Annotated in this window: 23 protein-coding genes and 1 pseudogene; 6 read left to right on the plus strand and 18 right to left on the minus strand. The window is 73.3% G+C overall.

Annotated elements, in window-relative coordinates:
- Positions 1-160 precede the first annotated feature (160 nt).
- The 6 genes and pseudogenes from DKT68_RS03830 to DKT68_RS03855 form a co-directional block, all read right to left on the minus strand.
- Positions 161-1558 carry a recombinase family protein gene (locus tag DKT68_RS03830; RefSeq protein ID WP_109816048.1) on the minus strand — a complete coding sequence of 466 codons (1398 nt, stop codon included), beginning with the start codon at positions 1556-1558 and terminating at the stop codon, positions 161-163.
- Between the two features lie 20 nt (positions 1559-1578).
- Positions 1579-1983: pseudogene (locus DKT68_RS03835) on the minus strand (alanyl-tRNA editing protein); the annotation flags it as partial.
- 11 nt (positions 1984-1994) lie between these two features.
- Positions 1995-2882, minus strand: a complete 888-nt coding sequence (locus DKT68_RS03840) for an alpha/beta fold hydrolase (RefSeq protein WP_109816049.1) — start codon at positions 2880-2882, stop codon at positions 1995-1997.
- Positions 2879-3193, minus strand: a complete 315-nt coding sequence (locus DKT68_RS03845; RefSeq protein ID WP_109816050.1) for a DUF2516 family protein — start codon at positions 3191-3193, stop codon at positions 2879-2881. Before DKT68_RS03845 ends, DKT68_RS03840 begins: the two co-directional genes overlap by 4 nt.
- 71 nt (positions 3194-3264) lie before the next feature.
- Positions 3265-3972: a hypothetical protein gene (locus tag DKT68_RS03850; protein ID WP_109816051.1), complete on the minus strand. Its 708-nt coding sequence runs from the start codon at positions 3970-3972 to the stop codon at positions 3265-3267.
- On the minus strand, positions 3969-4604 hold the full coding sequence (locus DKT68_RS03855; protein ID WP_109816052.1) for a helix-turn-helix domain-containing protein: 636 nt from the start codon (positions 4602-4604) through the stop codon (positions 3969-3971). Before DKT68_RS03855 ends, DKT68_RS03850 begins: the two co-directional genes overlap by 4 nt.
- A 112-nt stretch (positions 4605-4716) precedes the next feature.
- On the opposite strand from DKT68_RS03855, the gene DKT68_RS03860 reads away from it, so the two are divergent.
- Positions 4717-5514 (plus strand): alpha/beta fold hydrolase, encoded by a 798-nt coding sequence (locus DKT68_RS03860; RefSeq protein WP_201748886.1) that lies wholly within the window; start codon positions 4717-4719, stop codon positions 5512-5514.
- Positions 5515-5639: 125 nt separating this feature from the next.
- On the opposite strand, the gene DKT68_RS03865 is transcribed toward DKT68_RS03860, so the two are convergent.
- The 4 genes from DKT68_RS03865 to DKT68_RS03880 all read right to left on the minus strand — a co-directional run bounded on the left by DKT68_RS03865 (position 5640) and on the right by DKT68_RS03880 (position 9081).
- Positions 5640-6599: an asparaginase gene (locus DKT68_RS03865; protein WP_109816054.1), complete on the minus strand. Its 960-nt coding sequence runs from the start codon at positions 6597-6599 to the stop codon at positions 5640-5642.
- A 93-nt stretch (positions 6600-6692) separates the two neighbouring features.
- The gene (locus tag DKT68_RS03870) at positions 6693-7520 is read right to left on the minus strand and encodes a BKACE family enzyme (protein ID WP_109816055.1); all 828 of its coding nucleotides are present in this window, start codon (positions 7518-7520) and stop codon (positions 6693-6695) included.
- A 23-nt stretch (positions 7521-7543) separates the two neighbouring features.
- Positions 7544-8656, minus strand: coding sequence for a CAF17-like 4Fe-4S cluster assembly/insertion protein YgfZ (ygfZ, locus tag DKT68_RS03875; RefSeq protein WP_109816056.1), 1113 nt, complete (start codon positions 8654-8656; stop codon positions 7544-7546).
- Positions 8653-9081, minus strand: a complete 429-nt coding sequence (locus tag DKT68_RS03880) for a Fur family transcriptional regulator (protein WP_109816057.1) — start codon at positions 9079-9081, stop codon at positions 8653-8655. Before DKT68_RS03880 ends, ygfZ begins: the two co-directional genes overlap by 4 nt.
- Before the next feature lie 68 nt (positions 9082-9149).
- On the opposite strand from DKT68_RS03880, the gene DKT68_RS03885 reads away from it, so the two are divergent.
- A complete protein-coding gene (locus DKT68_RS03885; protein ID WP_236646702.1) occupies positions 9150-10031 on the plus strand; it encodes an aminotransferase class IV in 882 nt (293 codons plus the stop codon).
- Between the two features lie 3 nt (positions 10032-10034).
- On the opposite strand, the gene DKT68_RS03890 is transcribed toward DKT68_RS03885, so the two are convergent.
- Together DKT68_RS03890 and mtfM are read right to left on the minus strand one after the other, a co-directional pair.
- The gene (locus DKT68_RS03890; protein WP_109816071.1) at positions 10035-10625 is read right to left on the minus strand and encodes an FABP family protein; all 591 of its coding nucleotides are present in this window, start codon (positions 10623-10625) and stop codon (positions 10035-10037) included.
- A gap of 5 nt (positions 10626-10630) precedes the next feature.
- A complete protein-coding gene (mtfM, locus tag DKT68_RS32340) occupies positions 10631-10735 on the minus strand; it encodes a small membrane protein MtfM (RefSeq protein ID WP_030327764.1) in 105 nt (34 codons plus the stop codon).
- Between the two features lie 12 nt (positions 10736-10747).
- Here mtfM and DKT68_RS03895 point away from each other — a divergent pair, with 12 nt between their 5' ends.
- The 3 genes from DKT68_RS03895 to DKT68_RS03905 all read left to right on the plus strand — a co-directional run bounded on the left by DKT68_RS03895 (position 10748) and on the right by DKT68_RS03905 (position 13634).
- Complete coding sequence (locus DKT68_RS03895) at positions 10748-11122, plus strand: DsrE family protein (RefSeq protein ID WP_074314889.1); 375 nt, start codon at positions 10748-10750, stop codon at positions 11120-11122.
- An 83-nt stretch (positions 11123-11205) separates the two neighbouring features.
- On the plus strand, positions 11206-11586 hold the full coding sequence (locus tag DKT68_RS03900; RefSeq protein ID WP_109816058.1) for an SCP2 sterol-binding domain-containing protein: 381 nt from the start codon (positions 11206-11208) through the stop codon (positions 11584-11586).
- Positions 11583-13634, plus strand: coding sequence for an amylo-alpha-1,6-glucosidase (locus DKT68_RS03905; RefSeq protein WP_109816059.1), 2052 nt, complete (start codon positions 11583-11585; stop codon positions 13632-13634). The genes DKT68_RS03900 and DKT68_RS03905 overlap by 4 nt, the downstream gene beginning before the upstream one ends.
- 18 nt (positions 13635-13652) lie before the next feature.
- On the opposite strand, the gene DKT68_RS03910 is transcribed toward DKT68_RS03905, so the two are convergent.
- The gene (locus DKT68_RS03910) at positions 13653-14516 is read right to left on the minus strand and encodes a hypothetical protein (protein WP_109816060.1); all 864 of its coding nucleotides are present in this window, start codon (positions 14514-14516) and stop codon (positions 13653-13655) included.
- A 75-nt stretch (positions 14517-14591) separates the two neighbouring features.
- On the minus strand, positions 14592-15053 hold the full coding sequence (locus DKT68_RS03915; RefSeq protein ID WP_201748888.1) for a winged helix-turn-helix domain-containing protein: 462 nt from the start codon (positions 15051-15053) through the stop codon (positions 14592-14594).
- A 343-nt stretch (positions 15054-15396) separates the two neighbouring features.
- Between DKT68_RS03915 and DKT68_RS03920 the strand changes: the two genes are divergently transcribed.
- A complete protein-coding gene (locus DKT68_RS03920) occupies positions 15397-19785 on the plus strand; it encodes a S8 family serine peptidase (RefSeq protein WP_109816062.1) in 4389 nt (1462 codons plus the stop codon).
- Positions 19786-19855: 70 nt separating this feature from the next.
- Here DKT68_RS03920 and DKT68_RS03925 read toward each other — a convergent pair whose 3' ends face one another.
- The 4 genes from DKT68_RS03925 to DKT68_RS03935 form a co-directional block, all read right to left on the minus strand.
- Entirely contained in the window at positions 19856-20176 is a 321-nt protein-coding gene (locus DKT68_RS03925; protein WP_109816063.1) for a DUF1416 domain-containing protein, read from the minus strand.
- Positions 20177-20178: 2 nt separating this feature from the next.
- Positions 20179-21027 (minus strand): sulfurtransferase, encoded by an 849-nt coding sequence (locus DKT68_RS03930; protein WP_109816064.1) that lies wholly within the window; start codon positions 21025-21027, stop codon positions 20179-20181.
- Between the two features lie 207 nt (positions 21028-21234).
- Positions 21235-21312: an Ms5788A family Cys-rich leader peptide gene (locus tag DKT68_RS32505; RefSeq protein WP_310503780.1), complete on the minus strand. Its 78-nt coding sequence runs from the start codon at positions 21310-21312 to the stop codon at positions 21235-21237.
- Between the two features lie 107 nt (positions 21313-21419).
- The gene (locus DKT68_RS03935) at positions 21420-22208 is read right to left on the minus strand and encodes an LmeA family phospholipid-binding protein (RefSeq protein ID WP_109816065.1); all 789 of its coding nucleotides are present in this window, start codon (positions 22206-22208) and stop codon (positions 21420-21422) included.
- Positions 22209-22267: the final 59 nt, after the last annotated feature.

Consider the following 22267-nt stretch of genomic DNA (forward strand, 5'->3'; position numbering starts at 1 on the left):
CCCCTCCCCCGATCGTCGAACGCGACCCCCTCGTCACCGAGATTGAGCAACTGCTCTCGGACACGTCGAAGCTGACCCCGGAGGAGCGCGAAGCCCTCCGGGGTCTAATCGATCGAGTGGTGACTGGTTTCCGCCCCCGCCGCAATGGCCGCCGTACCGCCTAGACCGGCTCCAGCTCTACCGTCGTTGGATCGAAACCTGGCCCTCGCTTCTGCGAGGGCCAGACTGTTATGCGCAGCAACGCGCCGATGGCGGCCCGCTTCCGGTGCAGTCCGAGTGCGTCCCACCCGGCCCGGTCGATGTTCCACAGTCCGGTGAGCACCGTCGGCACGTGAGCGGCGTCGATCTCCGCGCGCAGGTCCCCGATCCGTTTGTCGAGACGACGCACCGACAGACGGAGGACGTCGGCGCCCATCTCGTCGTCGTCACCGAACTCGGCGATCATCTGAAGGCGACGCTGGCTGAGCTTGTTCATCTCTGCGGTCAGCCCGCTGGTGTCTCTCGTCGTCGGCTGCAACCGCTTGCGTAGCCGCTCGTCGGACAGACGCGCCAGGGTGGCGCCGATGACGTACGCGTCGAGGTGGTGCATCGCCCTGTGCGTCTTGCGACAGCCGGGAGCGACGCACCCGTACCCGAGCAGCTGCTTGCCCCTGGCGTGCTGGCGGGGCATGAGCGGCTTGCCGCAGGGGCCGCACCGGGCGATGCCAGACAGCAGGTGGGTGCGGACGTTGTGCACGTAGGCGAACGCCCCGGCTTTCTGCTCCAGCGCGTCGCAGACCGCCTTCCATGTCGCCTGGTCGAGGATGGCGGGCCACGCTGCGGGGCCGACGATCTCGCCCCGGTGCACGAGCAGTCCCGCCATGCGGGGCTTCGTCAGGACGCGCTTCAGGTTGGCGTGGTCCCACTGACCGCCGGTGACCGTGGTGACCTTGCGTCCATTCAGGTCACGCACGATCGCGCCCATGGGCTCGCCGGCGAGCACCCGGACGGCGACCTCTCGCAGGACCGCGGCGTCAGCCTCGCGAACGGTCAGCCCGTCAGGCTCGAAACCGAACGCGCGTCCGCCGCGCCCGCCCAGGCGGGAGATGCCCTGCTCCGCGAGCCGGTCGAACTTGGCCTTCATCCGCCGGGAGGTGTTGTCGACCTCCCGCTTCGCGACTGCAGCCTCGATGCGCAGGACGAACTGGTCCTCCGGGTTGCCGAGGTCCCGCTCACCGGTGGGGGAGGCGAGCAGAGTGCCGGCCTGGGCGAGGCGCAGCAGCACCTCCAGGTCCCAGGGCTGCCGGATGAGTCGGTCGCCGTGGTAGACGATGATCGCGTCGATCTCGCCGCGCTTGATGGCCTCCAGCATCGCCTCCCACCCTTTGCGGCGGACGGTGTGCTTCCAGGCGGAGACGGAGTTGTCGATGTAGACGTGGCGGGGGTCGACGGCCCAGTTGCGGGCGTGGGCGAGCCGGCGGCACACGAGTTCCTGCTCGTCGACCTTGACGGTGTCGCCGAGGCGGGCAAGGCTGATGCGGCAGTAGATCGCGGCTCTGACCTGCGGCTTGTCCAGCACAAGTGAGTACGTTATACGAAAGCTTTGATGGGCTCCATCGAGTTGCCGGTGACCAGCGCGCCGAAGTCGCGGAACACCACCCCGCAGAGCACGTGCAGCCCGGAGTGGGTGCGCATCAGGCGGGTGCGGCGCTCGTCCTCCACCGCGCCGACGACCTCGGTGCCGGCCGGCGGCAGCGGGTCACCCTCGGCGGGAATCAGGTACGGGTCGTCGCCCTTGCGGGTGCCGACGATCCGGGTCTGCACGCCCTGCCAGAGCAGCACGCCGTGGTCCGGTGGCTGACCGCCGCCACCCGGGTAGAACGCCGAGCGGTCCAGCACGATGCCCTGCTCCGGGTCGGCGTGCAGGACCGTGCAGGTCCATTCGCGCAGGGTCGGGTCGGCGAGATCCAGCCGGTGCGTCCGGCCATGCTGTGTGACGCCCATACCAGGGGACGTTACTCGTTGAGGAAGCCGGAGATGCGCTCCCGCAGGTCGGCGCGTTCCGTCCAGAGCACGCCGGGCCGGTCGTACACGTGCAGGGTGGCCTGGGGCAGCGCGGCGGCGAGCTGCTCGGCGACCTCGACCGGGTGCAGGTCGTCGCCCGCACAGCCGATCACCAGCGCCGGCGCGGTGACCGCCGACAGGGCGGCGGCGTCGCGGAGCGGCGCCTGGTCCGGCAGGGTGGCCAGACCGTCGGCGAGGCCGTCGCGGAGCAGCTGGTCGAGCCGCTGCCGCAGGTACGCCCAGCCTGCCGGGGTGTTACGGACCGCCGGCGGCATCTCCCGCGAGACGACGTCGGCGACCGCCGAGGCGTCCCCGCTCTCCACCGCCTCCAGCAGGTCCGTGATTCGCTCACGGGCGACCGGGCCACGTGGCTTGTCGAGCACCGCCGGCAGGAAGAAGACCAGCTTCTCGAAGCGCTCCGGGCTCTCCGCCAGCAACCGGCAGAGCGCACCCGCGCCGAGGCTCGCCCCGAACGCCCTGCCAGCCCCGGTGAGATCCGCGACGGCGCGCAGATCCCGGGCCAGGTCCAGGTAGCTCCACGGGCCGGCCGGCGAGTCGGAGCGGCCGTGCCCACGGAACTGGAAGAAGACCTTGCGGCCGGTCACGCCACTGCCGAACGGCCGTGTCGTGGCGATGCCGTTGCCCAACCCGTGCGCGAAGACGGTGACCGGATCACCGGTGCCGGTGACCAGCCGCTCCAGGCGTACGCCGTGCGGGGTGGTGACGAGGTCGGTCTCCGGCTCGGGCAGTGCCGGCCGGCCGGTACGCGGCCCGCCCGGGCCGGGCCCCCAGGTGCGGGGCCCGCCGTCGGGTGGAGGCGGCCAGCGGAAACCTCTCACCAGAACCCTTTGCCGTCGCTCAGGTCGCGCAGGCCGACCCGGACGTCGAGCAGATAGATGAGCGCGGCGGCGATGCCGATCAGTCCGAAGAGGCTGATCGGACCGAAACCGAGCAGGGTGAGCACGAGACAGACCGCCAGGATGGCGATCCAGCCACCCTTGGGCAGGGTCCCGATGGCGGGAAAGGCGTCGGAGCGCTGCGTGACGGCGTGCACCAGCGCGACACCCTGGATGATCAGCGCGAAGACGAGCAGGATCAGCTCGATCACGGAGCGGACTTCGAAGGCGAAGATCGGCGCGGCGTTGGCCATGCCGGCAAGCTTATGTCGACGACCCCGACTACGTCCGACAAGGACGCCGTCGGGGTCGTCGACGCGGCGAACTACTCCGCCGCCGGGCGGGTCCGCTTGGTGGCCCGGGGCAGCTTCGCCGACGGGGTCGCGGCCGGCTTGGCAACCTTCGGGGCGCGGGCGGCCTGCTTGACGGCGGCCGGCTTGGCCTCGGCGATCTCGGCCACGTCGGCCGGGGTCGGCACCTCGGCCGGGGCGGTGGCCGGGGTGGTGGCTTCCGCCGGGGCCGAGGCCTCGGTGGTGGCCGGCGTCACGGCCTGGGTCGCCTCGATGTCGGCGTTGACCGTCTCGGCGGCCTCCAGCACACCGGCGCCGACGACCCGCTCACCGCGGGCGACGAGCGCGCCGTACGCGGCGAACGCCCGCTCCTGCGCGGCCTGGGCGCCGGCGACCACCACGGCGGCGTTACGGGTCGCGGCGGCCCGCAGCCGGTCCAGGTCGGTGACCTCGCGGAGCTTGGCCAGGTCGGCCGACTCGCGGAGCTTGGCCAGGTCCAGCTCGGCCTGGGCCCGGCCGCGCAGGCTCTCAGCGGTCTCGTTGGCGGTACGCAGCGTCTCGGTGGCCTTCTGGCGCAGCTCGAAGCCGGTCAGCACGGCCCGACCGCCCAGGTCGGCGACGACCCGGGTGCCGAGGACGCCGACCACGGACGGCAGCTTGCGCAGCTGCTGGAGGGCCAACTCCCCGGCGCCGGCGGCGGCGTAGATCGGGGCGGGGATGCGGTTGGTCTTCGGCTCGGTCATGAGGTCTCCTCCTCGGCCGCCTCGGCGGCCTTCCGGACCGCCGGACCGGCGGCCTTCTTCTCGGGGGTGTTGGTGCTGGCCGGGGCGGCCGCGGTGCCCGCCTCGGTGACGGCGACCGACTCGAGGACGGCCTCGGTCGGGGTGCCGCCTGCGGTGGTGGGGCCGGCGGCCGCCAGGTTGGCGACATCGGCCGGCTCGTCGGCGACGTCGGTCGGGGTGGTCACCCCGGCCGCGCCGCCGGTGGCGGTGCCCGTGCCGGCGCCCTCGGCGGCGGCCCGGGCCTCGGCCAGCCGGGTGTTCTCCCGGCGGAACGTCTCGTAGATCTGGCTGAGCGACTGCCTCTGGGCCATCGTCAGGTCGGGGTCCACCGCGATGGCGGCGAGCACACCGTGACCCTCCTTGTCGTCCAGCAGCCCGGCCCGCAGGTACATCGCGGGAGTGGACACCCGCAGGGCGCTGGCCAACTGCTGGAGCACCTCGGCGCTGGGCTTGCGGAGGCCGCGCTCGATCTGGCTGAGGTACGGATTGCTGACCCCCGCCTGCTCGGCGAGCTGCCGCAGCGAAATCTTGGCGTTGCGCCGCAGATCGCGGATGAACCCGCCGACGTCGGGAAGGTCCTTCGGTGTGGCCATGACACGGACGCTAATCCGCCCTGCTAACTCTTGCAAGCAAAACGCTAGCCATAGTTAGCAAGGTCTCAGCATCCTGTTTGCGTGCCGCCCCTGCGATCCGTACCGTCCGACCGTGCACAAGATCACAGTCAACGGAGCAGTCATCGCGTACGACGAGGCCGGTAGCGGTTCGCCCGTCGTGTTGCTGCACGCCGGCATCGCCGACCGCCGGATGTGGCGTGGGCAGTTGCCCGCGCTCGCCGCCCGGCACCGGGTGATCGTCCCGGATCTGCGTGGCTACGGCGACTCCGAGCTGCCCCCGACGCCGTTCGCGCACCACGACGACGTGGCCGGCCTGCTGGACGCGCTCGAGCTGCCCCGGGCCGCCCTGGTCGGCTGCTCTTTCGGCGGGTCGGTGGCCATCGACACCGCGCTCGCCCACCCGGACCGGGTGAGCGCGCTCGCGCTGTTCGACACGGCGGTCTCCGGAAACGAGTGGTCCGAGGAGGCCAACGACCTCTGGGACGACCTGGTCGGCGAGGTGGACCCCGACGACTTCGTCGCCGGGGCGGCCGGCGAGGTGCGGTTCTGGGTGGTCGGCCCGGGTCGCCAGCCGGCCGACGTCGACCCCGCGCTGCTCGCGTTCGCGCAGGAGATGGACCAGCGGGCGCTCGCCGCCGAGCTGGCGCTCGGCGCGGTGGAGGTGGGCGAGCTGACGCCGCCGGCCATCGGCCGCCTCGGCGAGCTGCGGGTGCCGGTCCTGGTCACCGCGGGCGCCGCCGACGTGCCGGACATCAGCCGGCTCGCCGACCGGATCGCGGCCGAGGTGCCCGGCGCGGTACGACTGCCCGACGTGCCGGACGCCGCGCACCTGCTGCCGCTGGAGCGCCCCGAGCCGGTCAACGCCGCCCTGCTCGACTTCCTGAGCTGACCCACCCGACTCCCCGCCGAGGGCTTCGGGCGAACGAGCCTGATACCTCAGAGGCATAAATATGCCTCTGAGGTATCGCGCTCATCGGCGAGCGGCCGTCCCCGACGGTCGGGCCCGGCCGCCGCTCACCAGATCGGGCGGACCGCGCCCACCGGAACACCGCCACCGAACAGCGGCACCTCGGCGTACTCGGCCAGCACCGGGGCGTCCACGCCGAGCCGGCGCAGTGCCGAGACCAGCACCGGCATCCGGGCCCGGGCGGCGCCATCGTCGATCTTCAGCGCGACCGCGCCGACGCCCGGCAACGCCACCGCGATCACGCCCTCGGCGCCGACCTTGGCCAGCAGGCCCGGTACGCCGCGCATCAGCCGGGTGTCGTCGGCCCGGGTGCCGCCGACGATCTCCGGGTGGGCGCGCATGGCGTCGGCCACCGCACGCGGCGCGGGGTCGGGCTCGGCGTCCACCAGCCGGAGGTACGCCCCGGCCAGGCCGGTCAGGGACACCGCGAGCACCGGGGCGCCGCAGCCGTCCACCCCCACGGCGGCCGCCTGCTCACCGGTGAACTCCTCGATGGCCGCCCGCAGCCCCTGCTGAAGGGGGTGCTCCGGCCGCCAGTAGCCGTCCAGCGGCCATCCGGCCGCCTGACAGGTCAGGAGCATCCCGCTGTGCTTGCCGGAGCAGTTCATCTGCACCCGGGTCGGGCCACCCCCGGCCCGCAGCACGGCCTCCCGGGCCGCCTCGCCCACCGGCAGGTCGGGCGGGCAGTGCAGGGCCGAGGCGTCCAGCCCGGCCCGGTCCAGCAACGCGCCGACCCGCGCCAGGTGGAACTCCTCACCCGCGTGGCTGGCCGACACCAGCGCCAGGTCGGCCGGGTCGGTCAGCGGCAGGCCGGCGCGGAGCATCCCGATCGCCTGCATCGGCTTGCTGGCCGAGCGGGGAAAGATCGGTGCGACCACGTCCCCGGCGGCGGCCACCGGCACACCGGCGGCGTCCAGCACCACCACCGAGCCACGATGCGCGCCCTCCACGAACCCGGACCGGACCACCTCGGCGAGCGGCGCGCCGCCCTCGTACGTCTTTCCCACGTGCTGGACGGTACCGATGGTTCGGTAGGGCCCGGCGGCGGGGTGACCAGCTCGTCCACCCCCGGGTGACAGGGGCGCGGGACAGGCCTGGCCTTACAGGCCCAGCAGCTCGCGGGCCTCGGCGGTGGTCAGCGGCGGACGCTGGGCGAGCTGGGCGAAGCCGACCGCGCGGGCGACCAGCTGCATGTTGGACTCCACCGGGCGACCCTTGGCGTACGTCACCGTGTCCTCCATACCGACGCGCAGGTGGCCGCCGGTCGACAGCGAGGCCAGCATGACCGGGATGGTGCTGCGGCCGATGCCGGTGGCCGAGAAGGTGGCGCCCTCCGGCAGGTCCCGCAGCATCCGGTGCGCGGCGACCAGCGTCTCGGTGGTGCCCGGCATGCCGCCCGGCACACCCATCACGAAGTCGACGTGCACGTGCCCGCCCGCCGGCAGCCCGTACTTGCCGAGCAGCCGCTGCAACGCGGCCAGGTGGCCGAGGTCGAAGATCTCGTACTCCGGCACGATCCCGCGTTCCTGCATCCGGGTGTGCAGGTCGACGATGAACTCCCAGCGGTTGAGGAAGACGTCGTCGCCGAAGTTGACCGTGCCCATCGTGCACGAGGCCATGTCCGGCGCGGCGTCGAGCACGGCGAGCCGGGAGGCCTCCGGGTCGGTCACCGCGCCGCCGGAGGAGAGCTGCACGATCAGGTCGGTGCTCTCGCGCAACGCCGCAACCGTCTCCCGCAGCCGCGCCGGGTCGAGGGTCGGGCGCGCCGCGTCGTCGCGGATGTGGACGTGGATCACGGCGGCGCCGAGCGCCTCGCACTCCTTGGCGGTGAGCAGCAGCTCGTCAAGGGTCACCGGCAGCGCCGGCACCTCCGCCTTGGCCGACTCCGCGCCGGTCGGGGCCACCGTGATCAACGTCCCTGTCGTCATGCCGGCGATCCTAGACGGCCCGCTCAGGACGGGTCGATGGCCGCGGCGGTCTCGCCGATCCGCAGCGCCGCGTCCTCCGGGACGTTCCGCTTCAGCACCGCGAGCGCGATCTGGCCCAGCTCGTGGTGCAGCACGGCGGTGCCGACGAAGCCCACGGCCCGGCCGTCCAGGGTCACCGGCGTACCGGCGGTCGGCGGCTGGTCGGTGGTCACCCCGTCCAGGTGCAGCAGCACGAGGCGACGCGGCGGCCGACCCATGTTGTGCACCCGGGCCACCGTCTCCTGCCCCCGGTAGCAGCCCTTGTCCAGGTGCACCGCCGGGCCGATCAGGTCCACCTCCGCCGGAATGGTCCGGTGGTCGGTGTCCACCCCGAGGCGGGGCCGCCGGGCGGCCACCCGGATCGCCTCGTACGCCCAGAGCCCCGCGACCGGCACACCCGCGCCGCGCAGCTCCGCCACCACCTGGTCCATGGCCGACCGGGGCACCAGCAGGTCCACCCCGAGCGGGCCGCGCCGGGCCCAGCCGCCGACCGGCAGCGGACGTACGTCGTACCGAACGGTCACCCGGGGCGGCACGGCGCCGGCGGCGAACTTCGGACCGGGCACCGCGACCAGGTCGGGTGCGGCCAGGCCGGTCACGCCGAGCGTGCCCAGCACCTCCGGGGCCGCCGGGCCGACCAGCGACAGCAGCGCCCGCTCAGGCGTCGCGTCACGCGGCTCGACCTTGCTGAAGAACCGCATCTTCTCCAGGTACGCCAGCAGGCCGGCCGTCGCGCCCGGCTCGGTGTCCAGCCAGGTGGTCTCGCCGTCCTCGGCCACCAGGGCGTGCTGCTCGACGTGCCCGTGCGGGGAGAGCACCAGCAGCTCGGTGCCCTCGTTGGCGGCCAGCGCGGCCAGGTGCTGCGAGGTGATCGTGTGCAGCCAACTGGCCCGCTCCTCCCCGGGCACCGCCACGACCCCCCGGTGCGACCGGTCGACCAGACCGACCTCGGTGTCCAGGACGCGCTGCTCGCGCAGCGGGTCACCGTAGTGCGCGGCGACCCCCCGCACCCCGGCCGCGACGTGCGCCGGCTCCGGCTGGTCGCGGCTGGCCTCGTCGATGCTCTCGACGGCCACCGCACCCGCGATGTCGATCATTTGTGGTCCCCGTTCTCGCAACGCTCGCAGACGCCGAAGAGCGACACGTGCCCGATGTCCACCCGGAACCCCCGCTGCGCGGCCAACTGGTCGGCGAGCGGGCGGAGCAGCTCCGGATCGATCTCGTCGATCGCGCCGCACTCCCGGCAGACCAGGTGGACGTGTTGGTGCTCACCGGCCGCGTGATAGGTCGGCGAACCGTGCGAGAGGTGGGTGTGGGTCACCAGGCCGAGCCGTTCGAGCAGCTCGAGCGTGCGATAGATGGTGGTGATGTTGACGCCGGCGGCGACCTCCCGGACCGCGGTGTGCACCTGCTCCGGGGTGGCGTGGCCCAGATCGAGCACAGCCTGGAGGACGAGCTGCCGCTGGGCCGTCAGCCGCAGCCCACGGGACCGGAGCATTTCCGCGAGGGAGGATTCGGACACCGTCCGATCATAGTTCGGCCACCGTCCGGCCTCGGCACGCTGACGGACCGCCGCTACGCTCGACGGTCATGGTGATGTCATCCGTCGGGAAGGTCGCGGCCGGCCCGACCGCGCGCCTCGCCGTGCTGGAGCAGGGCCTGGTCCCGGCCGGCGAAGCGGTGCTGCGCGGCGACGACCTCGGCGTGCTCCGCGGCGACGGCCTCTTCGAGACCATGCACCTGCGCCAGGGCCGGCCGTGGCTGCGCGACGAGCACCTGGCCCGGCTGGCCGCGGCAGCGGCCGCCGTCGAGCTGACCCTCCCGCCCACGGCCGCGCTGGTCGAGCTGCTCGACACGGTGCGTGCGGGGTGGCCGGCGCAGGTGGAGGGGGCACTGCGGCTGGTGTGCACCCGCGGCCCGGAGGCCGGCGGCCCGCCGACCGTCTACGCCACCCTGACCGAGGTGCAGGCCTCGTCCCGCGCGGCCCGCCGGGACGGGATCAGCGTGGCCACCCTGCCGCTGGGGGTGCCCGCCGACGCGCGCACCGGGCTGGACTGGCTGCCGGCGGGCATCAAGTCCACCTCGTACGCGGTCAACAGCGCCGCCCGCCGCTGGGCCCGCCGGGCCGGGGTGGACGACGTGCTCTGGACCTCCTCCGACGGGTACGCGCTGGAGGGCCCCACGGCCAACGTGGTGTGGCTCACCGGCGGCACGCTCTGCACGGTGCCCGCCGCCACCACCGGCATCCTGCCCGGCACGACCGCGGCCTGGCTCCTCGGCCACACCGGCGAGCTGGGTCTGCGTGCCGCCGAACGGATGGTCACCCCGGCCGAACTGCACGCGGCGGACGGCGTCTGGTTCAGCTCGTCCGTGCGGGGGATCACCGAGGTCCGCACGCTGGACGGGGTGCGCCGCGACCCGTGCCCGCGCACCCCCGACCTGCAAGCGCTGCTGGGTTTCCCCGTCTCCTGAGGGTCAGCCGCCGACCCGGACGAGCCGGGCCGAGAGGTGCGGGCTGAGCGGGTGCCCCATCGCGGCCATCTCCTGGGCGTAGAGCAGCGCGCCCTCGACGATGCCGAAGAGCCGGTGCCCGCCGGTGACCTCCTTGGCGGTCGCCGTCCGGACCACCGCGTCGGTGGCGAACTCGACCTGGGTGCCGGTGCGCTTGCCGAGATGCAGCTCCATCACCCCGGTCGGGGTGGTCAGCAGAGCCTCCAGCTCGTCGGTGGCCCGGCCGTCCACCACCACCGGCCGCCACCAGCCGACCTCACGCCCGGCCGGGCGGACCGGCCGGCTCTGCTCGTCGAGGATCCAGGCCCGGGACTCGTAGTGCAGGAACGGCCGGCCGTCGTGGCTGATCCGGATCTCCTGCGCGTAGTCGAAGTCCTCGATGGTGGGGAAGCCACCCTTGCCCCGGCCGCGCCACAACCCGATGTAGGGCAGCAGAGCGTCCAGCGTCGGGTGCAGCTTCGGCCCGACCCGCAGGTCGTGGCTCTCCTCGAACGGGTACGGGTCGACCGGCGGCGCGTTCAGCCACGGAGGCTGCAGCGGGTTCTCGTCGCTCACCAGTGTCACCAACGTCCTCTCGATATGCGTACGGCGAGGTAGACCAGGCCACCGGCGAGCCCGCCCAGGCCGGCGACCAGCAGGCTGACGAACCCGATCTCGGTAACCATCCCGACCATCCTATGCTGGGCCCCATGGCCCGCACTCTCGTCGTCAAGGCCACCGCGGGGGCGGACGCCCCGGAGCGGTGCGCACAGGCGTTCACGGTCGCCGCGACCGCCGTCGCGGCCGGGGTGGACGTGTCGCTCTGGCTGACCGGCGAGTCGACCTGGTTCGCGCTGCCCGGTCGCGCCCAGGAGTTCGAGCTGCCGCACTCCGCGCCGCTGGCCGAGCTGCTGCACGTCATCCTCACCAGTGGCCGGGTGACCGCCTGCACCCAGTGCGCGGCCCGCCGGGAGATCGGCCCGGACGACGTGCTGCCCGGCGTCCGGATCGCGGGCGCCGCGGTCTTCGTGGAGGAGTCGCTGGCCGAGGGCGCGCAGGCGCTCGTCTACTGAGCAACCGCGGGGGCCCCGGCGGCCGGTTCGGGCGGAGTGCGGATACCGACCCGACATCTCGGACGGCTGCCTACGATTCGGGTGTGACCGAGGTGACGGAGAGATTCTTCGAATCACTGCCGGCGCGCGCCCCGGAGATCCTCGGTGGCCTGGCCGACGGCACGCTCCAGATCGACCTCACCACCGACAACATGACGGAGCACTGGCTGGTCCGGATGCGGCCGGGCTCGGTCAACGTCAGCCGTAACCGCGGGCCCGCCGACGCCATCTGGTACAGCAGCACGGCCCTGTTCGACCGGCTGGTGACCGGCGAGGCCCAGGGGGTCGCGGCGGTGCTGCGCAACGAGAGCACGTTCAGCGGGAACGTGGTGCTCTTCCTGGCCTTCCGGCGCTTCTTCCCGGACCCACCGGGCACCCGCGACCCTCGTGAGGTGGCTCGGCAGCAGGCCGGGCGGCAGCCGTGAAGGATCTCGTCAGCATCCTGGACGGCAACACCTTCCTGGTCAGTGACCGGACAGGGGACATCGAGCCGTCCTTCGACTTCCCCACCGGGCTGTTCTCCTTCGACACCCGCTTCCTGTCGACCTGGGTGCTCACCCTGAACGGCAAGCGTCTGCACGCCCTCTCGATGGACGACACCGAGTCGTACCGGACGAAGTTCTTCCTGGCCCCCGGCGAACCCACCCACTATTTGGACGCCAAGGCATCGGTGATCCGCAACCGGGCGATCGTCGGCAGCTTCGAGGAGGAGCTGACCGTGCTGAACCACGCCGGGGAGGAGATCGAGTTCACCGTCCGGATCGAGATGGGCGCCGACTTCGCCGACCTGTTCGAGATCAAGAATGCCCGGCAGAAGCAGGGGCAGACGACGGTCACGGTGACCGACGACGAGCTGCGGCTGACGTACCGGCGGGAGGCGTTCCACCGGGAGACCCTGATCAGCTCCAGCGCGCCGGCGACGGTCGACGCCGCCGGGATGACCTTCCAGATCCGGGTCCCCCGCAACAGCGAGTGGAAGACACGGCTGCACGTGTCCACCGTCGTCTACGGCGCGCGGGGAGAGGACATCCGGGCCACCCTGCCGTACGGGGGCAGCCGCAGCGCGGACGCCATCCGCGCCGAGCAGCAGGAGCTGATCGACCGCGCGCCGAAGCTCGGCTGCGACTGCGAGCCGCTGGCCGGGGCGTACCGACGCAGCCTCAACGACCTGGCCGCGCTGCGCTACGAGTCGATCGCCCTGGGCGTACGGCTGCTCGCCGCCGGTCTCCCCTGGTTCATGACCCTGTTCGGCCGGGACAGCATCATCACCTCGTTGCAGGTGCTGCCGTTCCTGCCGGAGCTGATCCCGCCGACCATCGTCATGCTGGCCGGGTTGCAGGGGCACCGGGTGGACGACTTCCGGGACGAGGAGCCGGGCAAGATCCTGCACGAGCTGCGGTACGGGGAGACGGCCGGTTTCGAGGAGCAACCGCACTCGCCGTACTACGGGTCGGCGGACTCGACGCCGCTGTTCATCATCCTGCTCGACGAGTACGAGCGCTGGACCGGCGACACCCAGCTGATCCGGCGGCTGGAGCCGCACGTGCGCGCGGCGCTGAAGTGGATGGACACCTACGGCGACCTGCTCGGCACCGGCTACCTCTGGTACCAGACCCGCAACCCGGACACCGGCCTGCGGAACCAGTGCTGGAAGGACTCGTTGGACGCCATCTCGTACGCCGACGGCCGGATCCCCGGCTTCCCCCGTGCCACCTGCGAACTCCAGGGCTACGCGTACGACGCGAAGATCCGGGCCGCCCGGATGGCCCGGACGTTCTGGGGAGACCCGACCTACGCCGACCGGCTGGAGCGGGAGGCCGCCGCCCTCAAGCAGCGGTTCAACCACGACTTCTGGATCACCGACCGGGGGTACTACGCGCTCGCCCTGGACGCCAACGGCCAGCAGGTCGACGCCCTGTCGTCGAACATCGGGCACCTGCTCTGGAGCGGCATCGTCGACGAGTCGCGGGCCGGCAAGGTGGTCGAGCACCTGCTCGGGCCGCGGTTGTTCTCCGGCTGGGGGGTGCGGACCCTTGCCGAGGACCAGGGCCGCTACAACCCGATCGGCTATCACGTGGGCACCGTCTGGCCGTTCGACAACTCGATCATCGCCTGGGGGCTGTGGCGGTACGGCTTCCGGGACGAGGCAGGGACGATCTGCGACGCGATGCTCGCCGCGTCCCACTACTTCGACGGGCGGCTGCCGGAGGCCTTCGCCGGTTACCCCCGTGACCTCACCGACTACCCGGTGGAGTACCCGACCGCGTGCAGCCCGCAGGCCTGGTCGACCGGCACGCCGCTGCTCCTGCTGCGGGTGATGCTGGGGCTGGAACCGCAGGGTGAACACCTGATCATCGATCCGGCCGTGCCGCCGGGCATGGGCCGGATCGAGCTGCTCGACATTCCGGGCCGGTGGGGCCGGGTCGACGCGCTGGGCCGCAGCCGCAGCCCGGAGGACGGGTCGAGCGGCTGATCCGGCGGGACGTGCGGCTCAGGCGGGGCAGCCGACGGTGGCGGCCAGCCGGGCGGCGTCCGGGGTGAGTTCGGCCAGCACGGTGACCGGACCGGCGCGGTACGCGTACACCGGCGGGTCGTCCAGCAGCGGGGCGCCGCCGGCCAGCGGCGCGAGCGCGTCCACCGGTCCGGCCGGGCCGGAACCCGCGGCGGACCGCGCGGTACGGGCCACCGCGCCGCCCGGACAGGGCGCGGTGACCAGCTCCGGCGGGGCGTCGGCCGGCCTGCCCAGCGCCCGCAGCGCGGCGGTCAGGGCGGCGGCCTCCGGGCCGGGAGCGGCGGCCGGCGGCGGGACGTAGCCGGACCCGACCGGCCGGCATCCGCTGTCGACGGTCAACCGGACCCGACCGTCCCCGGTCGGCCGGCCCTCGACGGCGACGAACTCCCCGGCGTCGGCGCGCAACTCCGGGCCGTCCAACCCGGGCCCGACCCCGGCCCGCCAGCTCGCCGGAAGGTGGTCGGCGATCGCGGAGAGCACGGCCCGTTCGGTGCCGGCGGGCGCGAGCACGCCGACCTCACGCCGCAGCGTCGCGCCGTCGGCGAACGGGGTGACCCGACAGCCCGACTCGACCCGCGCCGGCCCCAGCTCCAGCAGCCCGGCCGCGCCGGACGCCCGGGCCAGCTCGCCGACCGCCCGGTCGACCACCGGACCGGCCTGGTCGAGGGAGCGTTGCTCGCGCACGGTCGGTGGGTCGTTGCGGACCGACACCCAGACGAGCACGGTCAGGAGTACGGCCCAGAGCGCGGTCGCGACCAGCAGCCAGCGCCGCCACCGCCGGGCCGGTGCCGGCGCGGCGGGACCGGTCGACGGGGCCCACCCCGTCCGGACAGCACCGCTCACCCGGCCATGGTGTCACGGGCCGTCCGCCGGCCCGGCGGCGACCGGTGGCGTCGCGTGCCGGGGCGACGGCCACGGTCAGGCGGGCCGGGGCGGCGGATCGAGGCGGTAACCGACACCCCGCACGGTGTGCACCCGCGGCCCGCCCGGCAGGGCGCGCAGCTTGCGCCGGAGCCGCTTGACCGCCGAGTGCAGGATCGCGGTGTCACCCAGGTACGCGCCACTCCAGACGGCGGCGAAGAGCTGTTCGTAGCTCCACACCACCAGCGGTGGGCCGATCAGCAGGGCGAGCAACTCCCGCTCCGTGCGGCTGAGCGGGAGCGGGTTGCCGCACCAGGTGACGACGTGCCCCGCCCGGTCGACGACCAGCTCACCCCAGCTGACCGGCTCCTCCTGCCCCGCTGGCGGGCTGACCGGCGCGACGGCCGGGGCCGAGCCGCCCGGCGGCGACGGGAACAGCATCGCCCGCAGCTCGGCCAGGTCGGCGCAGCTCAGCACCGGGCCGACCCCGTCGAGCTGGCGCACCACCCGCTCCCGCATCGAAACGTCCGCGCTGACGCAGACGACGATGGGGACCTCGTCACCGGACACGCCACCTCCACCCGCATCCACCGTATTGAGCGTCACTTCCACCCGAAGATAGTGACGTATGCCGATGAATTGCGGGGGGCGGCCCCACGGTCAGGAATACGCCACGTCACTGACCAGGTACCGACTGGCGTTATCCAGTGAGCACCGTGTTGACGCGCCACGGCACGACCGTCAGCGGACGTGCTGGCGCGAGCGCCAGCCACCGACGCGCCCCGACCGCCGTGCGCGCGGCCCTCAGCGCGGTGCGCGCGCGTCCCGAATCGATCGGGACCGATGACGTGGGGAGGAAAGAGTGTTCCGACCATCACCCGTGCGGTCCGCCCTCGGGCGGACAGCCGTGGCATGCGCCGCCGTCCTACTGGGGCTCACCGCCCAGCCCGCGGTCGCCACCCAGGCCGCACCCGCCCAGCCCGCGCCGACCCGGGCCCGGGTGGACCAGCGTCTGCTCAGCCAGCTCGGTGCGACGGGCAGCGGGAGCTTCCTGGTCTACCTGCGTGACACCGCGCCCGTGTCGCGGACGGCCAGGCTGCCCGACCCGGACGACCGCGCCCGGGAGGTGCACCGGCTGCTCACCACGACCGCCGAGCGCACCCAGCGCGACCTGCGCTCGCTGTTGACCGCCCGCAAGGCGCCGCACACCGCCTACTGGATCGCCAACGCCGTACGCGTGACCGGCGACCGGGCCCTGCTCGACGAGATCGCCGAGCGCCCCGAGGTCGCCCGGGTCGAACCCACCCGCAGCTATCCGCTGGTGCGCCCGACCCCGGCCGCCGGCAGCCGCGCCGGCGCCGACGGCGCCGAGTGGGGCCTCACCAACATCAACGCACCACGGGTGTGGAGCGAGTTCGGCGACCGCGGCGAGGGCGTGGTGGTCGCCAACATCGACAGCGGGGTGCAGTACGACCACCCGGCGCTGGTCGGGGCGTACCGGGGCAACCTCGGTGGCGGCGCCTTCGACCACGACCACAACTGGTACGACCCGGCCGGGGTCTGCCCGGGAGCGGCGCCCTGCGACAACAACGGCCACGGCACCCACACGATGGGCACGATGGTCGGCGACGACGGCGCCGGCAACCAGATCGGCGTCGCCCCCGGCGCGCGATGGATCGCCGCGAAGGGCTGCGAGAACGACTCCTGCTCCGACGCGTCCCTGCTCGCCGCCGGTCAGTGGGTGCTGGCCCCCACCGACCTGACCGGGCGGAACCCCCGCCCCGACCTGCGCCCCGACGTGGTGAACAACTCCTGGGGCGGCGCCGGCGGTGACCCGTGGTACCAGCAGACCATCGCGGCCTGGCGCGCGGCCGGCATGTTCCCGGTCTTCTCCTCGGGCAACGACGGCCCCTCCTGCGGCAGCGCCGGCTCCCCCGGCGACAACGCCGGCGCGTACGCGGTGGGCTCGTACGACGTCGACAACGCCATCTCCGGCTTCTCCGGGCGGGGCGAGGGCACCGACCCGCGTTCCTACAAGCCGAACGTCGCCGCCCCGGGAAGCGACGTGCGCTCCAGCGTCCCGGGCAACTCCTACGCCGCCTTCAACGGCACCTCGATGGCCGCACCGCACGTCTCCGGCACGGTCGCGCTGATCTGGTCGGCGGCACCGGGCCTGAAGGGTGACCCCGCCACCACGGAGGAGCTGCTGGACCGGACCGCCCGCGACGTCGACGCCACCACCTGCGGTGGCACCGCCGCCGACAACAACGTCTTCGGCGAGGGCCGACTGGACGCGTACGCGGCGGTGCGGAGCGCCCCGCGCGGCCCGGTCGGACGGATCGTGGGCACCGTGACCGCGGCGGCCGGCGGCGACCCGATCGCCGGCGCGACCGTCGGCGACGGCACCCGCGGCGTCACCACCGGCGCCGACGGCCGGTACGCGTTCACCGTGCCGGCCGGCGAGACCACGATCACCGTCAGCGCGTACGGCCACGCCGGGCAGTCGGCCAGCGTCACCGTCGCGGAGGGCGGCGCGGTCACCCGGGACTTCGCCCTGGTGGCGAACCCGACGGTCACGGTCAGCGGCCGGGTCACCGACGGCTCGGGGCACGGCTGGCCGCTCTACGCCCGGGTCGACGTCGGAGGCCGACCCGGCGGGCCGATCTTCACCGACCCGGTCACCGGGCGGTACTCGTTCACCGTCCCGGGCAACACCGGCTACCGGCTCACCGTGGCCGCCCGTTACCCCGGCTACCGCACGGTCACCCGGGACGTGGTGGTGGGCGCCGGGGCCGCGACGGCCGACATCACGGTGCCGGTCGAGGCGGCCTGCGCCGCGCCCGGTTACACCGGCAGCTTCGGCACCCCGCTGCTCAGCGAGAGCTTCGAGGGCGCCGACACGCCGGCCGGCTGGGCGGTGCGCAACCGCACCGGGGACGGCGGCTGGGCGTTCACCGACCTCGGCGAGCGGGGCAACCTCACCGGCGGCACCGGCAACTTCGCGATCGTCGACAGCGACCGGCTCGGCTCCGGCAGGACCCAGGACACCGACCTGGTCACCCCGACGGTCGACCTGAGCGCCGCCCCGGCACCGGTGCTGCGCTTCCACAGCGACTGGCGCGCGGTCGGTGTCAGCGACGCCGCCGACGTGGACGTCTCCACCGACGGCGGCACCACCTGGACCAACGTCTGGCACCAGACCAGCAGCCGGCGCGGCCCGCAGGTCGAGGAGGTGCCGTTGACCGCGGCGGCCCGGGCGTCCGCCGTCCAGGTCCGGTTCCGCTTCCAGGGCGCCTTCGCCTGGTGGTGGCAGGTGGACGACGTGCAGCTCGTCAACCGCGACTGCGCCGCGACGCCCGGCGGGTTGGTGCTCGGCGCGACCACCGACCGCAACAGCGGCACGCCGCTCAACGGGGTCACCGTGGCCAGCGCGGACCGGCCGGAGGACCACGGCGTATCGACGGCCACTCCGGAGGACCCGAACCTGCCGGACGGCTTCTACTGGCTCTACTCCGGGCTGACCGGGGCGCACCCGTTCACCGCGAGCCGGTCGCCCTACCAGCCGGCGACGAGGACGGTGACCGTGGTGGCCGACGACGCCCGCCGGGCGGACCTCGCGCTGGCCGCCGGCCGGCTCACCGTCACCTCGACCAGCGTCGAGTCGCACCAGCCGTACGGCAGCACCCGGACGACGAAGGTGACGGTGCGCAACACCGGCACCGCGCCCGCCACCGTCGACCTGGTGGAACGCGACGGGCGGTTCGAGCTGCTGTCCCGGACGGGCGCGCCGCTGCGTGAGCAGAGGATGAAGGGGATCAGCAGTGCCCGGGCCGGCACCGCGTACGGCGGGGCGGGCCCGGAGGCCGCGCCACGGGCGGAGGACGCCTGGGCCGAGATCGCCGACCTGCCGGCGGCGATCTACGACAACGCGGCGGCCAACCTGGACGGCAAGGTCTACTCCGTCGGCGGCGGTGGCGGCACCGGCCTGGAACGCAGGGCCTGGCGCTACGACCCCGCTGGGGACGCCTGGTCCGCGCTGCCCGACCTGCCGACCGCCCGGTCGAAGCCGGTCGCGGCCGCGGTGGCCGGCAAGCTGTACGTGATCGGCGGCTGGGGCGCCGACAACAACCCCGTCGCCTCGGTGGACGTGTTCGACCCGGCCACCGGCACCTGGGGCACGGTGCCGGCGGCGACCAACCCCTTCCCGGTGGCGGCGGCCGGTCAGGCGGTGGCCGGCGGAAAGGTCTACCTGGTCGGAGGCTGTCTCGACAGCGACTGCACCGTCTCGGACCGGCTCGTCGTCTTCGACCCTGCGACCGGCGCCTTCCGCACCGCCGCGGCCTACCCGCACCCGGTCTCCTGGCTCTCCTGTGGCGGGATCGGCAGCGCGGTGTACTGCGCCGGGGGCACCGGCGGCACCGAGTACACCGACGCCCACCGGTACGACCCGGCGGCGGACGCCTGGAGTCCACTGCCGGACCTGCCCGTGGACCTCTGGGGCTCCCAGTACACGGCGGCCGGTGGCCTGCTGGTCCTGGCCGGCGGGGTGACCGCGGCGTCGACCACGGTGACCAACCGGACCATCGGGTATGACCCGGTGGCCGGTCGCTGGCGCGACCTGCCCAACGTCGGGTTCGGTCGTTACCGGGGCGCCGCCGCCTGCGGCGCGTACAAGATCGGCGGTTCGCCCTCGTCGTTCGTGGGGTCGGCGAACAGTGAGCGACTGGCCGGCCTGGAAGTCTGCGCCGGCGAGGCGGACCTGCCCTGGCTGTCCACCGCGCCGAGCACCTTCACCCTGGCCCCAGGCGCGTCGCGGACGGTCACCGTCACGCTGACCGCCACCCCGGCGGCCGGCGTGGCCCAACCGGGCACCCACACCGGCGAACTGGGCATCGCGTCGGACACGCCCTACCCGGTGCCCGCCGTGTCGGTGGAGATGAACGTGTCGCCCCCGGCGAACTGGGGCAAGGTCCAGGGCACCATCACGGGGGTGAGCTGCGGCGGGACCACCGTCCAGGTCCCGGCGACGGTACGGGTCAACCTGCTGAACACCGCCACCGGCCACACCCTCACCGCCAACGCCCAGGGCAGGTACGCGTGGTGGCTGCCCAAGGGCCGCTACGAGGTGATCGTGGCCCGGGACGGCTGGGTGCCCGAGACCCAGCGCACGCGGATCGAGGCGGGCATCGTCAACACGCTCGACTTCGACCTCGACCCGGTCTCGTCCTGCACGAGAGCCACCGGCATCTGATCCACTCCGAACCGACCGGGGCCGATCACCCGTGTGGGTGACCGGCCCCGGTCGATGGGAGGGCGGGTTGTCAGGCGACGGTGACCGTGACCTCGTTGATGCCCCGGCCGGCGGTGACGGCGGTGTCGCCGTTACCGTGCCGCGACAGCGCCCGCAGCGTCCACGAACCCGGCGCGGCGAAGAACCGAAACTGGCCGGCGGCCGAGGTGACCACCTCGGCCGTGAACTCACCGGTCGAGTCGAGCAGCCGGACGTACGCGCCCGGCACGGCCTCGTCCGCCTCGGAGCGGACGATGCCGGTGATCACGGTTTCCTTCTCCAGGTCCAGGCTGGCCGGCAACGGCGCGGCCTGGTCCGGTGCGGCGCAACCGGCAGCGGTGGGAGCGGTCATGGTCAGACCTCCCCGGGCTCGTCGCCGAGGGCGACCGGCACGCCGACCAGCGAGCCGTACTCGGTCCAGGACCCGTCGTAGTTCTTGACGTTGCGGTGGCCGAGCAGCTCCTGGAGCACGAACCAGGTGTGCGAGGAGCGCTCGCCGATCCGGCAGTAGGCGATGGTCTCCTTGCTGTCGTCGAGACCCGCGTCGCCGTAGATCCGGCGCAGCTCGTCGTCGGACCGGAAGGTGCCGTCCTCGTTGGCCGCCTTGGACCACGGAACGCTGATCGCGGTGGGGATGTGACCGGCGCGCTGGGCCTGCTCCTGCGGGAGGTGGGCCGGGGCGAGCAGCCGGCCGGCGAACTCGTCGGGGCTGCGCACGTCGACCAGGTTCTTGGTGCCGATCGCGGCGACGACCTCGTCGCGGAAGGCCCGGATGGAGGTGTCCGGCTCCTGCGCGACGTACTGCGTCGCCGGGCGGGTCACCGTGTCGGTCACCAGCGGACGGGCGTCCAGCTCCCACTTCTTGCGGCCGCCGTCGAGCAGCTTCACGTCGCGGTGGCCGTAGAGCTTGAAGTACCAGTAGGCGTACGCGGCGAACCAGTTGTTGTTGCCGCCGTACAGGATGACGGTGTCGTCGTTGCTGATGCCCCGCTCGGAGAGCAGCGCCTCGAACTGCGTCTTGTTGACGAAGTCCCGGCGGACCTGGTCCTGGAGGTCGGTCTTCCAGTCGATCTTGATGGCACCGGCGATGTGGCCGGTGTCGTAGGCCGAGGTGTCCTCGTCGACCTCGACGAAGACGACGCCCGGGGCGTCGAGGTTCTTCTCGGCCCACTCGGCCGTAACGAGTGCGGTGTCGCGACTCATCGAATCACTCCCTGGTGAGGATGGATGGTGAGCCAACGCGCGAGATCGATGAATGCAACTGTCGCACCACGCGCGGGACCCAGCGGAAGGACGGGATCACGGGTTCGTGCGACGGCGCCGCTGCCGGGCTTTCGGTGGGATCACCGGAGGGTGCGAGGACCCTGCGTGCCGGTGGCCGCCGTCAGGCGGCCGGAAACAGCCCCGCCGTCAGATGACGGGGCGACACAGGCAGGTGGCCACGCGGCACAGGTCGACCGCGCGCCGTTTGGTGAGGTGGGTCCCCATGGCCAGGGAGCCTACCAGTCAGTGACGGGGCTGCCACCGGGCCGACCAGCATCCGGGAATCGTCGGGGCCGCCGGCCGGTCGGGCGTCCCACCGCCGGAGTACGGGCTCAGCCGGCGGAGTTGATCGGCACGTTCTTCGCGTCGGCGGTGACCGCCAGCCCCTCGGGCAGCGGCCGGACCTCCCGGACGGCCAACTGGAACGGCAGGTCGGGCAGGGGCACGTCGACGGAGATGCCCTTGGCGTAGTTGTTCAGCAGGGCGCGAGCCAGCGGCAGGTTCGGCAGGCCCGCGGCGTCCAGGTCGTTGACGCGCAGGGCGACGGCGCCGCTCTCGGCGACGGTGACATCGGCGGTGCCGCTGACGGTGAGCTGCTGACCGAGGATGTCGACCGGGGCGGTGACGGCGAGCTTGCCGCCCTGCTCGCCGAGCTTGAGCCCGGGCCGGTTCAGCAACGCGGCGAGGCTGTCGTAGCTGATCGTGCCGGTGCCGTTGACGGTGTCCGCGATGACGTCGCCCTGCCCGGTGCGCAGGGTGTCCAGCGAGGCCCGGACGTTACGGGCGTCCACATCCAGCACCGGCAGCCGTACGGCGTCACCCTCCACCGACGCCTGGACGTCCCGCAGCTTGATGGAGATCCGCTGGTAGCGGCCGTCGAGCACCTGCGTGAGGAACGGCGTCCCGCCGACCTCCACGTCGGGCTCGGCGGCCTGCGCACCCTGCTTGGCGACCTCCTGGCTCACCCGGTCGGCGATGGCCCGCTCGGCCACCCCGACCGCCACCCGGTCGGCGATCACCAGCACCACTGCGACCAGCAGGAGCAGGACGAGCAGGCCGATGAGCAGCTTGCGGCCGCGCCGCCGGGGGCGGGCCTCGACCGCCGGATAGTCCTGGGCCACGCCGCCTCCTGTCTCCGCCCGCCGCGGCGCGACGGGGCGTGCGTACCGGTGCCGCAGAG

The sequence above is a fragment of the Micromonospora acroterricola genome, assembly GCF_003172955.1.
GTDB lineage: Bacteria > Actinomycetota > Actinomycetes > Mycobacteriales > Micromonosporaceae > Micromonospora > Micromonospora acroterricola.